This window comes from Mesorhizobium sp. Mes31 (genome assembly GCF_024519675.1).
Taxonomy (GTDB): Bacteria; Pseudomonadota; Alphaproteobacteria; order Rhizobiales; family Rhizobiaceae; genus Mesorhizobium.
The window spans coordinates 314244-327478 of sequence record NZ_JALJRL010000007.1; the positions used below are offsets into that span (position 1 = coordinate 314244).

General features: G+C 63.8%; 14 protein-coding genes. 11 read left to right on the top strand and 3 right to left on the bottom strand.

Annotated elements, in window-relative coordinates:
• The first annotated feature begins 122 nt into the window (after positions 1-122).
• From NR193_RS15085 to NR193_RS15095, 3 genes are read left to right on the top strand one after another with little or no spacing between them, the layout of a single operon-like run.
• Positions 123-953 carry an ABC transporter ATP-binding protein gene (locus NR193_RS15085; protein ID WP_256751594.1) on the top strand — a complete coding sequence of 277 codons (831 nt, stop codon included), beginning with the start codon at positions 123-125 and terminating at the stop codon, positions 951-953.
• Positions 950-1765 carry an ABC transporter permease gene (locus NR193_RS15090; protein ID WP_256751595.1) on the top strand — a complete coding sequence of 272 codons (816 nt, stop codon included), beginning with the start codon at positions 950-952 and terminating at the stop codon, positions 1763-1765. The genes NR193_RS15085 and NR193_RS15090 overlap by 4 nt, the downstream gene beginning before the upstream one ends.
• Before the next feature lie 28 nt (positions 1766-1793).
• The gene (locus NR193_RS15095; RefSeq protein WP_256751596.1) at positions 1794-2804 is read left to right on the top strand and encodes an ABC transporter substrate-binding protein; all 1011 of its coding nucleotides are present in this window, start codon (positions 1794-1796) and stop codon (positions 2802-2804) included.
• A 38-nt stretch (positions 2805-2842) separates the two neighbouring features.
• Here NR193_RS15095 and NR193_RS15100 read toward each other — a convergent pair whose 3' ends face one another.
• Positions 2843-3268, bottom strand: a complete 426-nt coding sequence (locus NR193_RS15100) for a hypothetical protein (RefSeq protein WP_256751597.1) — start codon at positions 3266-3268, stop codon at positions 2843-2845.
• Positions 3269-3367: 99 nt separating this feature from the next.
• Between NR193_RS15100 and NR193_RS15105 the strand changes: the two genes are divergently transcribed.
• From NR193_RS15105 to NR193_RS15140, 8 genes are all read left to right on the top strand, one after another.
• Positions 3368-4396: a BMP family protein gene (locus tag NR193_RS15105; RefSeq protein ID WP_306280084.1), complete on the top strand. Its 1029-nt coding sequence runs from the start codon at positions 3368-3370 to the stop codon at positions 4394-4396.
• 77 nt (positions 4397-4473) lie between these two features.
• Positions 4474-6042 (top strand): ABC transporter ATP-binding protein, encoded by a 1569-nt coding sequence (locus tag NR193_RS15110; protein ID WP_256751598.1) that lies wholly within the window; start codon positions 4474-4476, stop codon positions 6040-6042.
• Positions 6039-7136, top strand: a complete 1098-nt coding sequence (locus NR193_RS15115; protein WP_256751599.1) for an ABC transporter permease — start codon at positions 6039-6041, stop codon at positions 7134-7136. The genes NR193_RS15110 and NR193_RS15115 overlap by 4 nt, the downstream gene beginning before the upstream one ends.
• Before the next feature lie 3 nt (positions 7137-7139).
• A complete protein-coding gene (locus NR193_RS15120; RefSeq protein WP_091577679.1) occupies positions 7140-8075 on the top strand; it encodes an ABC transporter permease in 936 nt (311 codons plus the stop codon).
• 47 nt (positions 8076-8122) lie between these two features.
• Entirely contained in the window at positions 8123-8929 is an 807-nt protein-coding gene (locus tag NR193_RS15125) for a 4-pyridoxolactonase (protein ID WP_256751600.1), read from the top strand.
• Positions 8930-8954: 25 nt separating this feature from the next.
• Positions 8955-10133, top strand: a complete 1179-nt coding sequence (ppaT, locus tag NR193_RS15130) for a pyridoxamine--pyruvate transaminase (RefSeq protein WP_256751601.1) — start codon at positions 8955-8957, stop codon at positions 10131-10133.
• A 38-nt stretch (positions 10134-10171) separates the two neighbouring features.
• Entirely contained in the window at positions 10172-10918 is a 747-nt protein-coding gene (locus NR193_RS15135; RefSeq protein WP_256751602.1) for an SDR family NAD(P)-dependent oxidoreductase, read from the top strand.
• Between the two features lie 128 nt (positions 10919-11046).
• Entirely contained in the window at positions 11047-11883 is an 837-nt protein-coding gene (locus tag NR193_RS15140) for a sulfite exporter TauE/SafE family protein (protein WP_256751603.1), read from the top strand.
• Between the two features lie 152 nt (positions 11884-12035).
• Here NR193_RS15140 and NR193_RS15145 read toward each other — a convergent pair whose 3' ends face one another.
• Positions 12036-12935: a U32 family peptidase gene (locus NR193_RS15145; protein ID WP_256751604.1), complete on the bottom strand. Its 900-nt coding sequence runs from the start codon at positions 12933-12935 to the stop codon at positions 12036-12038.
• A 4-nt stretch (positions 12936-12939) separates the two neighbouring features.
• Positions 12940-13235 (bottom strand): U32 family peptidase (locus NR193_RS15150; protein ID WP_256751605.1); only part of this gene is annotated, 296 nt, incomplete at its 5' end.

Sequence of the window (13235 nt, forward strand, 5' to 3'; positions counted from 1 at the left end):
ACACAGTGCGCGGAGGGCCGGCCGGTTTGGGGAGTTCCGCCGGTCGGCCGTTTGTGTGAAGGCCACCTTCGCAATCGAGACGGCGCGGGCGCGATCGGAACCAGCGCGCGGGGCGACCAGCCATGCGCATTGAAACCATCCGAGCCGCTGGCGGCCGGCCCGCCCACATCCGCCATGACGACCTCATCTCGACCAAGGGCGTTTCGGTGGTCATGGGCCGGCAGTTGGTCCTCCAGAACATCGATCTTTCGGTGCCGAAGGGATCGTTCGTATCGCTCATCGGTCCTTCCGGTTGCGGCAAGAGCACCTTGCTCAAGGTGCTGGCCGGGCTGGTGCAGCCGAGCCAGGGCAGCGTTTCGATAGCCGGGCTCGCGCCGGCCGAGGCGACGCGCAAGCGAATGATCGGCCTCGTCTTTCAGGACGCCAACCTGCTGCCGTGGAAGAACGCCGTCGACAATGCCTCGATGCTGCTGGGCATCGCCGACAGGTCGCTGTCGCGCTCGCAGTTGCGGGCGCGCGGACAGGAGATGCTGGAGTTGGTGGGACTGGGCGATAGCGCCCACAAGCGCCCAAACGAGTTGTCGGGCGGCATGCGGCAGCGGGTCGCCATCGCCCGAGCCCTGGCGCTCGACCCGGCGGTCCTGCTGATGGACGAGCCGTTCGGCGCGCTCGACGCCATCACCCGCGATTCCATGGGCCAATCGCTGCTGGAGATCTGGCAGCGCACCGGCAAGACGATCGTGCTCGTGACCCATTCCATCGACGAGGCCATTCACCTGTCGCGCCATGTCCATGTGCTGGGGATCAAGCCGGGGCGGATCACCGAGAGCCTGGACATTGCGCTGCCCTATCCGCGCGACCTGTCGGTCACCGAAGATCCGGAATTCGTCAGGCTGGTGGTGCAACTGCGCACGATGCTGCGCTCCAGCCATCAGCCGGGAGGCGCGTCTTGAGCGAGCAACCCATCACCAGTCTTTCCGAGCCGCGGCTCGTCACGGGCTGGAGTGCCGCGACGGGCAGCTGGCTTCCGGCAGTCATCCTCCTGCTGGTGACGATCGTGATGTGGGAAGCCGCCGTGCGGATCTTTGCCATATCCTCCTTCGTCGTTCCCGCCCCGACCGAGATCGCACAATCGCTGGTCGCGCAATGGGGTACGCTGATGCAGGCGACGCTGGTGACGGCAGGCGAGATCCTGTTCGGCTTCCTGGTATCGGTCGTGGTCGGCATCGCCATCGCACTGGTCATCGTGCGTTTCGATTGGCTGGGTCGAGCGCTCTATCCACTGGTGGTGCTGTTCCAGAATGTGCCCAAGGTGGCACTCGCGCCGATCTTCATCCTGTGGTTCGGTTATGGGCTCGCGCCCAAGATCGGCCTGATCCTCGTCATCGCCTTCTTCCCGGTGACATTGTCGATGCTGGCCGGCATGCAGTCGGTCGACCGCTCGCTGCTGTCGCTGATGAATTCGGTCGGTGCCAGTCCAACGCAGATCCTGTTCAGGATCCGCGTTCCGCACTCGCTGCCAAATCTGATGGCCGGAACCAAGATCGCCGCCACCTTGAGTGTGATCGGCGCCATTGTCGGCGAATTCGCCGGCGCCTCGGATGGTCTCGGCTACGTCATCCAGTTCGCTTCGACCCAGCTCGACACGGCGCTGGTCTTTGCGGCGCTGCTGCTCGTTTCCGTGCTCGGCATCGCCTTCTACTACGCAGCCGAAATTCTCGAACGCATCGTGGTGCCGTGGGCGCCGAAATTCAGCCAGGCCTAGGCCTTCGAACACCAAAGGGGAACAAAAAATGCTGAGACGCTCACTTATCAAGGCCGCTACCTTCGCGGCGTTTGTCGGAGCCATCGGCTTCTCCAGTGCGGCCCTGGCGGCCGACAAGGTCAACGTCCAGCTCGACTGGGTGGTGCGCGGCAATCACGCCATGTTCTTCGTCGGCAAGGAAAAAGGCTTCTTCGCCAAGAACGACATCGATGTGGCCGAGATCCGCAAGGGGTCGGGCTCGCCCGACGCAATGCGGCTGGTGGGCAATGAGAACGCGGATTTCGGGTTCGGCGATCTTCCCACGCTTGCCGTCGCGCGGTCGCAGAATGTTCCGGTCGTGGCGCTGGCGGCCGTCAACCAGCACTCGCCCCTGGCAGTCATTTCGCTGGCCAAGACGGTGAAGCTCGCAAAGCCGTCCGATCTCAAGGGGCTGACCATCGGCATTCACCCCGCCGGCTCCACCTACATCTTCTTCAAGGGCTTCCTGGCCGCCAACGGCCTGACCGAAAAGGACATGACGCTGAACAGCGTCTCGCCGCCCTATGAGAGCTACCTGCTGCTCGGCCGTGTCCAGACCGTGGTCGGCTATGTCGATGCCGAAGTTCCCGAACTGGAGGCCAAGGCCGGCGGTCCCGGTTCGCTCAGCATCATGATGGGCTCGGATTATGGCTGGAAGGCCTATGGCTCTGGCCTGTTCACCTCGCAGAAGATGATCAAGGACAAGCCAGAAATCGTGCACCGCTTCGTCAAGGCCTACAGGGAAGCCTTCGACTATGTCGTTGCTCATCCCGAAGAGGCCGCCGAGATCACGGCCAAGGCCGCCCCGGGTTATGCGGACAAGAAGGACGTCTTGCTGGCGCAGATCAAGGCCGACATCGCCTCGACATTCACCAGCCCCGATACCAAGGAACACGGTCTCGGCTGGATGACGAAGACGCAGTGGGAGGAAACCTTGAAGACGCTCACGGATCAGGGCGTGCTCAAGGCAGCCCTGTCCGCGGACGATGTCTTCACCGACACATTCCTGGCGAAAGAATAAGGGGCGCGTGGTGTTCGAGCGGACGGATCGATGACCGCCTATCGGCAGACCAGATTGTCCTGCGCCATGGCGCAGGACACGGCACGCTCGCCTTTGGCGGCGTCGGCGCGATCCAGCGCGATCTGCACGCGGGTGGCATATGCGCGGCCCGAAAGGCCGCACCAAAGCCGCTCGACGGGCAGGTTCTCGCGCTTGTCGTTGAGGATCGTGAACGTGCCGGTCTTCGCATCGAACCAGAGTTCGACGCGGGCGCTCTTGCCCGGTTCGACCGTCGCGATCCCGGCTGAATACCAGTGGGCGAAGTCGGCATTGCAGGACAGGCCTTCGCTGCCCGCATTCGAAATCGTCAACGGCACCATGTCGAGCCCGTCAGTGCCGGTGCGGACGGTGACATGGTGCAACTCAACCGCGTTGGCGAAGGACGAGACCGCCAGCATCACCGGAAGGACATAACGGATTTTCACTTTGCCTGAGCTCCATAGGTAATTTTCTTGGGCAGTCTATCTCGCTTTCGCGCAATAACAATAAGAATATTGATTGGTAGATCAAACAGAGAGGGTAACATGTTAAAGCTTCTTAAGAGCAGTGTAAGTGCGGTTATATTGAGCAGCGTCTTGATGAGCGGCGCGCTTGCCGCCGAGATCAAGTCGATTGCCATCCTGACGCCCGAAGAAGGCACGGATTATGGCTGGAACCAGCAAGGCATCGACGCCGCCAAGGCGGCCGGCAAGGCCGCCGGCGTCGAAGTGGTCGTGGCCCAGGGCCTCGGCTATGGCGACGTTCGTCCGACATTGCGCGAACTTGCGTCCGACGGCGCCAGCCTGCTGATCGCCCACGCCAGCGGCTACAACACTTCGGCGCCCGAGATCGCCAAGGAACTGAAAGTTCCGGTGGCGATCGTCGACACGCCGAACGGCCTGGAGAAGGGCCTCGTCGCCGACTATACGCTGAGCGGCCACCAGGGTGCCTATCTCGCCGGCCGTCTCGCCGCCAAGATGTCGCGCTCCAAGTCGGTCGGCATCGTGGTGTCGGGTGAGCCGCCATCGTGGAATTCGCAGTCGGCGGCGTTCGCGCAGGGCGTGAAGGCGGAGAACCCGGCCGTCAAGATCACCTATGCGGTGATCGGACCGGCCGCCTACAGCGATGCGGCCGGCGGCAAGCGCGTCACCGAAAGCGTGATCGCATCGGGCGCCGACATCATCTTCGGGCAGGGCAACGGCTCCAGCTTCGGCATGCTGCAGGCAGTCGAGACGACCAAGGCAGCCGATGGCGGCAAGGTCTATTTCATCGACGTCATCGGCGACAAGTCGCCGATCGACAAGGGCTTCCTGCTGTCGTCGGTGGTGTGGAACATCGAGCCGGTCTACGCGGCGATGATCGCCGACCTGAAGGCCGACACGTTCGGCACCAAACACTATACGATCGGCCTCAAGGACGACTCGGTCAAGCTTCTCAAAACCGCCGCGATCCCGGACAATGTCTGGGCAGAAATCCAGGCGCTGCGCGAAGATGTCATTTCCGGCAAGATCGCGGTCGATCCGGTCTATGACGCGGCCGCCGTCAGGGCGCTGATGACAAGCGTCGCCCAGTAAGGCGACCAAGGTCGGCTGCCGGAGGGGTGATCCGTTCACCCCTCCGGACGATTCCCATTCTCTGGTGCTGGGCTTTCATGAGCAGTTCTTCTCCATCGTCTGCTGCCGGGCGCGACATCGTCGCGCTCGAAGGCGTGACCAAACGGTTCCCCGGCATCGTCGCCAATGACAGCATCGACCTGGCGATCCGTCCAGGCGAGGTGCATGTGCTGCTTGGCGAGAACGGCGCCGGGAAATCGACGTTGATCGGCATGCTGTCTGGCCTGCAGCAGCCGGACGAGGGACGCATACTGGTCGATGGCAAACCGACCCCGATCACCTCGCCACGCCATGCGCTGGCACTCGGCATCGGGACCGTATTCCAGCACATGATGCTGGTGCCGACGCTGACGGTGGCGGAAAACCTCTTGCTTGGCGGGCCGTGGTGGCAGCGCCCCAGGACAGAGGAACTGGCGGCGCGCGTCGCCGAAATCACCAGCACGCTCGGCATCACCATCAAGCTGCATGCCAAGGTATCGGAGCTTTCGCTGGGCGAGCAGCAGCAGGTCGAGATCCTGCGCGCAATGGTGCGCAACAGCCGGTTGCTCATCCTTGACGAGTCCACCTCCATGCTGACGCCAAAGGGCATCGACGAACTGGGCGCGCTGATGCGCCGCCTCGTCGAGCAGGGCCTGGCGATCGTCTTCATCACCCACAAGCTCAAGGAGGCGGCGGCCTTCGGCGACCGCATCTCGGTGCTGAAGCTCGGCCGCAAGGTCGGCGAGATCCCGCCCGAGCGGTTTCGAGCGCTGGGCGAGCAGGAGATCATCTCGGAGATCGTGGAATTGATGTTCGGCCAGCAGAAGGATGATCCGGAAGCTGTCGAGCGTCCGGTCCGTACAGTCCACGCCGAAGCGGCTCCGCTGCTTCGGGTCGCGGATCTGACGGTCGCGCCGACGGACAATGCACCAGGCCTGTCATCGATCTCCTTCGACATCCGTCCAGGCGAAATCCTGGGCATAGCCGGCATAGACGGCAACGGTCAGAAACAGCTGGCGGAAGCGCTGGCCGGCCAGCGCGCGACCACCAGCGGTTCAATGCGGCTGGACGGCGCCGCCATCGAGACGCTGAACGTCGGCGAACGCCGTCAGCGCGGCCTTCGCTACCTGACCGACGACCGGCTGGGCGAGGGCACTGTCGGCACCTTCCCGGTCTCGATCAACTTCTTCCTCAAGCAGGTCGGCGCGGCCCCGTTCTGGAGCAACGGCGTCGAGCAGCGCGCGGAGATCGACAAGCGCGCCGCACAGCTCGTGCGCGAATACGATGTGCGCACGCCAAGCCTGAAGACGCCGGTCGCCCGGCTGTCCGGCGGCAACATCCAGAAGGTGCTTCTGGCGCGCGAACTGGCGGAGGGCGCCAAGGTGGTGATCTTCAACAAGCCGACCTATGGGCTCGATCTCGCCAACACACTGGCGTCGCGCCAGCGCATCCGCGACACCGCGGCGCGTGGCCTCGCCGTGCTGCTCATCTCCACCGACCTCGAGGAATTGCTGAGCATGTGCGACCGCATCGCCGTCATCGCGAACGGAGCGCTGGTCGGTATCGTCGACAATGCCGACGACGCCCGCACCAAGGTCGGTCGCCTGATGATCGGACTTGCCGCATGAGCATCGACACCGCGCCCACAGTCAGTGCGACCGCACTCGATGCCACGAGCGGGGCGGCGACGCGCCGCGACATCCTGCATCGGTTGCTGATGACGCTCGGCCCGATCCTTGCCGCTCTCGTCATCGCCGGCTGCATCCTGCTTGCCGTCGGCGTCGATCCGCTCGCCTATTATGGCTACGTGCTGGAGAAAGGTCTGTTCTCGCCGCTCGGCATCCAGCAGACGCTGACACGCATGGCGCCGCTGCTGTTTCTTGCCGCCGGCCTCATCGTGGCCTTTCGCGCGGGCATGTGGAATCTCGGCGGCGACGGCCAGTTCCTGCTCGGCGCGGTGACGGCGGCGGCCAGCGCTCCGGTGTTCGTTCAGATCATGCCGGCCTGGCTGGCGCTGTTCTGCTCGTTCCTCATCGCCATGGTGGTGGCGATGACCTGGTCCCTGGTGCCGGCCCTGCTGCGTGCCTACCAGGGCGTCAACGAGATCATCACCACGCTGATGATGACGTTCCTCGGCACCTCGCTCGCCAATGTGCTGGTCAAGCTGGTGTTCCGCGATCCAGGCACGACCGTGCCGCAGACCCGGACGCTGCCGGTGGAAGACCGGCTGCCGCGCCTGTTCGATACGACCATCACCAGCGGCCTGCTGCTCGGGCTGGCGGCGATCATCATCGTGCATCTGGTGATGACGCGCACGGCGTTCGGGCTGAAGCTCAGGATCGTCGGCGCCAATCCACGCGCGGCGGTCCACTCAGGGCTCGGCGTCCCTGGCCTGACCATCGCTGTCTTCGCCATTTCGGCCGGGCTGGCGGGCCTTGCCGGCGCCGTCGACATCATCGGCGTGCAGGGCAATGTGCGCGCCGACTGGAATCCCGCCTACGGGCTTGCCGTGATCCCCGCCGTGTTTCTCGCCCGCATGAACGGCTTTGCGGCCATCGGTTTCGTGTTCCTGCTTTCGGTGCTGTCGATCGGTGGCGAGAGCGCGGCGCGGCGGCTTGGCGTGCCCAATCATTTCACCCTGGTGCTGGTCTCCATCGTGCTGATCGTGCTCGCTCTGGCCGAGTATGTCGATCACCGCTACAGCCAGTCGAGAAAGGCCTGAGGCATGACCGGGCTGTTCAGCGAAGTCTTTCTCAGCGCGCTGCTGTTCGGCGCCGTCACCGCGGCAATCCCGCTGCTGCTTGCCGGACTTGGCGAGCAGATGTCGGAAAAGGCAGGCGTGCTCAACATCGGCATCGAAGGCATGATGCTGGCCGGCGCCTATCTCGGTTTTGTCGGCGCCTTCTATTCCGGGTCGCTGTGGCTGGGCTTTTTCGCCGGTGCGGCCGGCGGCGTCGCGGTGGCGCTTGTCATGGCGCTGCTTTGCGTGCGCATCGGGCTGAACCAGATCGTCATTGGCATCGCGCTGACATTGGGACTGGAAGGCCTGACGGCACTGCTCCACCATTTCCAGTTTTCGCGGAGCTATCCACGCCTGCCGGCGGCTGAAGTGACGGTCATTCCACTACTGTCTGACATTCCGGTGATAGGGCCAGCGCTCTTCAAGCAGCATCTCATCGTCTATCTGGCGGTCGCGCTGGTTTTCGGCATGGGCTACGTCTACCGGCGCACGCAGCTGGGCCTCAACCTGCAGGCCGCGGGTGACAAGCCGGCCGCGCTCGATGTGGCCGGCATCGACGTCGTGCGAACCCGCACCGTCGCCGTGTTGACGACCGGAGCGCTGGCCGGGCTTGGCGGCGCCTATCTGGCCAATGTCGGAGCCGGGCTGTTCATTCCTTTCATCACCAATGGTGCGGGCTTTCTCGGCATCGTGCTGGCCATGCTGGCGCGCGGTCGCCCGATCTGGGTGCTGTTCGGCGCGTTGCTGTTCGGCGTCTGCCTGTCGCTGACGACGGCGATGCAGGTGGCCGGCATCAACATACCGACCGACATCATCCAGATGCTGCCGTTCCTGGCGGTGATGATCATGCTGGTGCTGTTCGGCCGGCGCGCCAGCCTGCCGGCGGCGCTTGGCATTCCATACGAGCGCGGCGCGCGCTGACGACAATTCATGCGCGGACGGGACCCGCGCCAAAACAGGAGGCAAGAATGTCGGATACCAAGGTCTACCTGCTCGACGGCGGCTCGCTCGTTCTCGACGGGTATCACGTGTTCTGGAACCGGGGCCCTGGCGGCGAAGTGCGCTTCCCCGTCTATTCGATCCTGATCGAGCATGCCGAGGGCCGGTTTCTCATCGACACCGGCTATGACTACGATCACGTGATGAAGGTGCTGCCTTTCGAAAAGCCGATCCAGGAAAAGCACCAGACCATCCCTGGCGCCCTGGCGCTGCTCGGCCTCGAACCGAAGGACATCGACGTCGTCGTCAATTCGCATTTCCACTTCGACCATTGCGGCGGCAACAAGTATTTTCCGCATGCCAAGAAGATCTGTCACCGAAGCGAGGTGCCGCAGGCCTGCAATCCCCAACCTTTCGAACATCTTGGCTATTCCGACCTGAGCTTCTCGGCGGAAGCGGCGGAGGCGCGTGGCGCGACCGCGCAGTTGCTGGAGGGCACGACGCGCGCCAACTCGACCTTCGAGGGCATCGACGGCGACGTCGACCTCGCCAGGGGCGTCAAGCTGATCTCCACGCCCGGCCACTCGATCGGTCACTACAGCCTGCTGGTGGAGTTTCCCAAACGCAAGCCGATCATGTTCACCATCGATGCCGCCTACACGCAGAAGAGCCTTGAAACGCTGTGCCAGGCATCCTTTCACATCGATCCGGTGGCGGGCGTCAATTCGATGCGCAGGGTGAAGAAGCTCGCCGAGGACCATGGCGCCGAGCTGATGTATTCGCACGACATGGACAACTTCAAGACCTACCGGACCGGCACGCAATTCTACGGCTGACCGTCACCAATGCGGAGACAAGACCATGCGCTATTCCGACCATGCCGAACCGGTCATCACGCTCACCTCAGGGCCGGTGAATGCCTATCCTGACGTACTGCGCGGCCTTGGTCGCACGGTGCTCTACGACTACGACCCAGCGTTCCAGCTCTTCTACGAGAAGGTGATCGACAAGGCGCAGAAGGCGATGCGGCTGTCGAACAGGCCGGTCATTCTGCATGGCGAGCCGGTGCTTGGCCTGGAGGCCGCCGCCGCCTCCCTGATCGCGCCCGACGACGTCGTGCTCAACCTTGCCTCCGGCGTCTACGGCAAGGGGTTTGGCTATTGGGCGAAGCGCTATTCGCCGCATCTGCTCGAGATCGAAGTGCCCTACAACGAGGCGATCGACCCGCAGGCGGTCGCGGCAATGCTGAAGGCGCATCCGGAAATCACCGTCGTTTCCGTCTGTCACCACGACACGCCGTCTGGCACCATCAATCCGATCGACGCCATCGGCGCCCTGGTTTCGGCGCATGGCGGCTATCTCATCGTCGACGCCGTCTCGTCGTTTGGTGGCATGAAGACGCATCCGGAGGATTGCAAGGCCGATATCTATGTCACCGGCCCGAACAAATGCCTGGGTGCGCCTCCCGGCCTCACGATGATGGGCGTCAGCGAGCGGGCCTGGGCCAAGATGAAGGCCAATCCCCTGGCGCCGCGCGCATCGATGCTGAGCATCGTCGACTGGGAAAATGCGTGGTCAAGGGACGAGCCGTTTCCATTCACGCCGTCCGTCTCCGAGATGAGCGGGCTCGACGTCGCGCTCGACCTCTACCTTGGTGAGGGACCGGAGGCGGTGTGGGCGCGCCACGCGCTCACCGCCAAGGCCATGCGCGCGGGCGTCGCCGCGATGGGCCTGTCGATCTGGGCCGCCAGCGACAAGATCGCGTCGCCAACCACGACCGCTGTCCGCACGCCCGAAGGCGTCGACGAGAAGGCGCTTCGCCAAGCCGCGCGGGCCCGCTACGGCGTGGTGTTTTCGTCGGGGCGCGGCGAAACATTGGGCAAGCTGACGCGCGTCGGCCATATGGGACCGACCGCCCAGCCGATCTATGCGATCGCGGCGCTGGCGGCACTTGGCGGCGCCATGAAAGCGGCAGGGCAGAATCTCGCGATCGGCAAAGGCATCGATGCGGCGCTCGCCGTGATCGACGCCGACGCCTGAACAGACATCACCAGATCACGGATTGAGGGAGTATTTTCATGACTGAACGGCTTGCGGGAAAGACGGCCCTGGTTACGGGCGCCGCGCAGGGTATCGGCAAGGCGATCGCGGCGCGGCTTGCCACCGACGGCGCAACCGTCATCGTCAGCGACATCAATGCCGAAGGCGCCAAGGCGGCGGCCGCAGCGATCGGCGGAAAGGCGAAGGCGATCGCCGCCGATATTTCCGATCCGGCATCCGTCAAGGCACTCTTCGCTGAAATCCAGGCCCTGACCGGGGGCATCGACATTCTGGTCAACAATGCCAGCATCGTGCCGTTCGTCGCCTGGGACGATGTCGATCTCGACCATTGGCGCAAGATCATCGACGTCAACCTGACTGGCACCTTCATCGTCAGCCGCGCCGGCACGGACCAGATGCGTGCGGCGGGCAAGGCTGGACGGGTGATCAGCATCGCATCCAACACCTTCTTTGCCGGCACGCCGAACATGGCGGCCTATGTGGCGGCCAAGGGCGGCGTCATCGGCTTCACCAGGGCGCTCGCCACGGAGCTCGGCAAATACAACATCACCGCCAACGCTGTAACGCCTGGCCTGATCGAGAGCGACGGCGTCAAGGCGAGCCCGCACAATGAAGCGTTCGGCTTCGTCGAGATGCTTCAGGCGATGAAAGGCAAGGGCCAGCCGGAACATATCGCCGATGTGGTTTCGTTCCTGGCCTCCGACGATGCGCGCTGGATCACCGGCCAGACGCTCAATGTCGACGCCGGGATGGTGCGCCACTAGAGCGCGCCGAGTCCCAATACCGCTGCACATTTTTGGGCGACCTGCATCGGGTCGCAACGGCGGATGGGCATGGCCAAATGCCTATCCGCAAGGCCTGACATAGACGGCCAATCAAGGGGAAAATCATCGTGAATTTCGGGTTCGACACGTCGATGTTCGACGGGCTGACGATTGCCATGCTGGTCGCCGGCATGGCTGTGACCGGTGTGGCGTCCGGCGTGCTGGCCGGCCTGCTCGGGGTCGGTGGTGGCATCGTCATCGTCCCCGTGCTTTTCTGGGTGCTTACGCTGTTTCACTTTTCGCCGACGGTGATCAGTCACCTGGCGGTCGCGACGTCGCTTGCGGTCATTATCCCGACCTCGATCTCATCGATGCGGTCGCACAACAAGCGCGGCAATGTCGATCGGCCTCTGCTCAATCTGTGGGGGCCGGCTATTTTCATCAGTGCCCTCATCGGCGGCATCATGTCGAAATTCATTCCGGGCGCCGGCTTGCGACTGGTCTTCGGCGTCGTTGGCGTGCTGGTGGCCGTCAACATGGCGATGCCGAAGAATCTTGTCATCTCCGATCACTTGCCGCAAAGCGCGTGGATCAACCGTGCGGTTGCCTCTGTCATCGGCTTTGTCTCTTCGCTGATGGGAATTGGCGGCGGCACGCTCTCGGTGCCGACGCTTTCCAGCTTTTCCTTTCCGGTCCATCGGGCCGTCGGCACATCGTCGGCGCTTGGCCTTCTTATCGCGCTTCCAGCGGTGGCCGGCTTCATCTGGTCGGGCCTCGAGGTTGCTGGCAGGCCTCCGCTCAGCCTGGGTTACGTCAGCCTTCCAGCGGTAGCCATCATAGCGCCCGTGAGCTTCTTGTTCGCACCCCTGGGCGCGAGGCTCGCCCACGCGCTCAACCCGCGCTACCTGAAACTTGCCTTTGCGTTCTTCCTGGCGATCACGGCCGGGCGGATGTTGCTTTCCTGAATCCTGGCCTTGGTTCGGAAGCGCAAGCTGGTCTCGATCGACGCACCACAGTGCCCGAACGTGATGCCGTCCGGCTTGTTGGCGAGCACGGTTCCGCCTGTTGCGAGGATCAGAGCGACTTCGCCCTGGGTGTTTTCGTTCGAGACCCGGCTTCAGATCGAAGTCGCTGCCTGCCAGCCGGGCTTGCCAAGGGCGTATCCATCGACGAGCGTGCTGGGCAGATCGAGGCACGAGAGGATGAAGCGGGCAGCCTTGGGATCCTCGCTCCCATCGGCAAGCGCTCGATAGATCTTTGCCACCTCGACCATGTCGCACGCATGCGGAGACAGGCGGATACGCCGGACGCCTCTGGAGGTGATATCCGCGCGTGCGGGGCAGAAGGCCTGCACCTGATTGGAGAGCGTTTGCACGCCATTGATCGCGAGGAACTGCTGGTCGTCGAGCGTGCCCACGGCAAGACCATCCGGGTCCCGTTCGCAGGTAAATTGGCAGGAATCCTTGTGAAGGCCGTGGATGCGTGCGTGATAGCATCGGCCGGAAAGCGCGAGCGGCAGCCGACCGAAGACGAAAATCTCGAATTCCGCCTCCGGACATGCGCCGGCCATGGCGCCGACGGCGGCGAGCGACAATTCCACGGGCGGGCATATCGTTGTGGCACCGCGCCGGATCAGGAACTGCGCGGAAGCCTCATTGTAGACGTTCAGGAACGGACCGGTCACGAAGAGCTTGCCGGCGCGTGATGGCAGGGCGGTGACATCGTTGATCTCCACCAGCCGCTCGTCGGTGCAGAGGTCCGCGATGCTTCTGCGTTCTCGAACGGTTGCCGGCGCCGCAAGCGTGGACAGCACCACTTCCTTTCCCGCGCGCTCGAGACGTTCGATGATCTCGGGCCATGCCGGGTCCGAAAACGGCATCCGTTTGCCGCATACGACTTCGCCGACATGGACGCGGTCGATCGGAGCCTCGTCTGCTATCCTGCGGTAGAAGTCCAAGAGGCGGTCGGGCGACCAGTGGAAGAAGACCGGCCCAAGCGTCAACGCAATTGCGGACAAGGTTCTATCTCCACTTCTTGCTGTACGCTCCTGCCGTCTGCCGGGACCCTTCCGACTGGCCAGCAAGAATCCGATCGATCTCGATCGCGTCGCCACCTTGCTCGACGGCGTCGACGGCCTTCCGGAAGGCGCGGACCACTTCCGTTACGTAACCTTTGCCACGCTGGCGTCCTTCGATCTTCAAGGCGGTCACGCCGGCGGCTTTCAGCCCGGCAATCATCCCGCCGGCGTTCAGGCTGACGGGGTCCTCGAACAAATAGGAGGTCTTGCCGCCGGCCTTGAATTTGCCCTTGCACAATG

Excerpts from the sequence above, each read along its gene's own strand:
- NR193_RS15115 (WP_256751599.1), top strand. The coding sequence starts at position 6,039 with ATGAGCATCGACACCGCGCCCACAGTCAGTGCGACCGCACTCGATGCC.
- NR193_RS15095 (WP_256751596.1), top strand. The coding sequence starts at position 1,794 with ATGCTGAGACGCTCACTTATCAAGGCCGCTACCTTCGCGGCGTTTGTC.
- NR193_RS15110 (WP_256751598.1), top strand. The coding sequence starts at position 4,474 with ATGAGCAGTTCTTCTCCATCGTCTGCTGCCGGGCGCGACATCGTCGCG.
- NR193_RS15135 (WP_256751602.1), top strand. The coding sequence starts at position 10,172 with ATGACTGAACGGCTTGCGGGAAAGACGGCCCTGGTTACGGGCGCCGCG.
- ppaT (WP_256751601.1), top strand. The coding sequence starts at position 8,955 with ATGCGCTATTCCGACCATGCCGAACCGGTCATCACGCTCACCTCAGGG.
- NR193_RS15125 (WP_256751600.1), top strand. The coding sequence starts at position 8,123 with ATGTCGGATACCAAGGTCTACCTGCTCGACGGCGGCTCGCTCGTTCTC.
- NR193_RS15105 (WP_306280084.1), top strand. The coding sequence starts at position 3,368 with ATGTTAAAGCTTCTTAAGAGCAGTGTAAGTGCGGTTATATTGAGCAGC.
- NR193_RS15085 (WP_256751594.1), top strand. The coding sequence starts at position 123 with ATGCGCATTGAAACCATCCGAGCCGCTGGCGGCCGGCCCGCCCACATC.
- NR193_RS15120 (WP_091577679.1), top strand. The coding sequence starts at position 7,140 with ATGACCGGGCTGTTCAGCGAAGTCTTTCTCAGCGCGCTGCTGTTCGGC.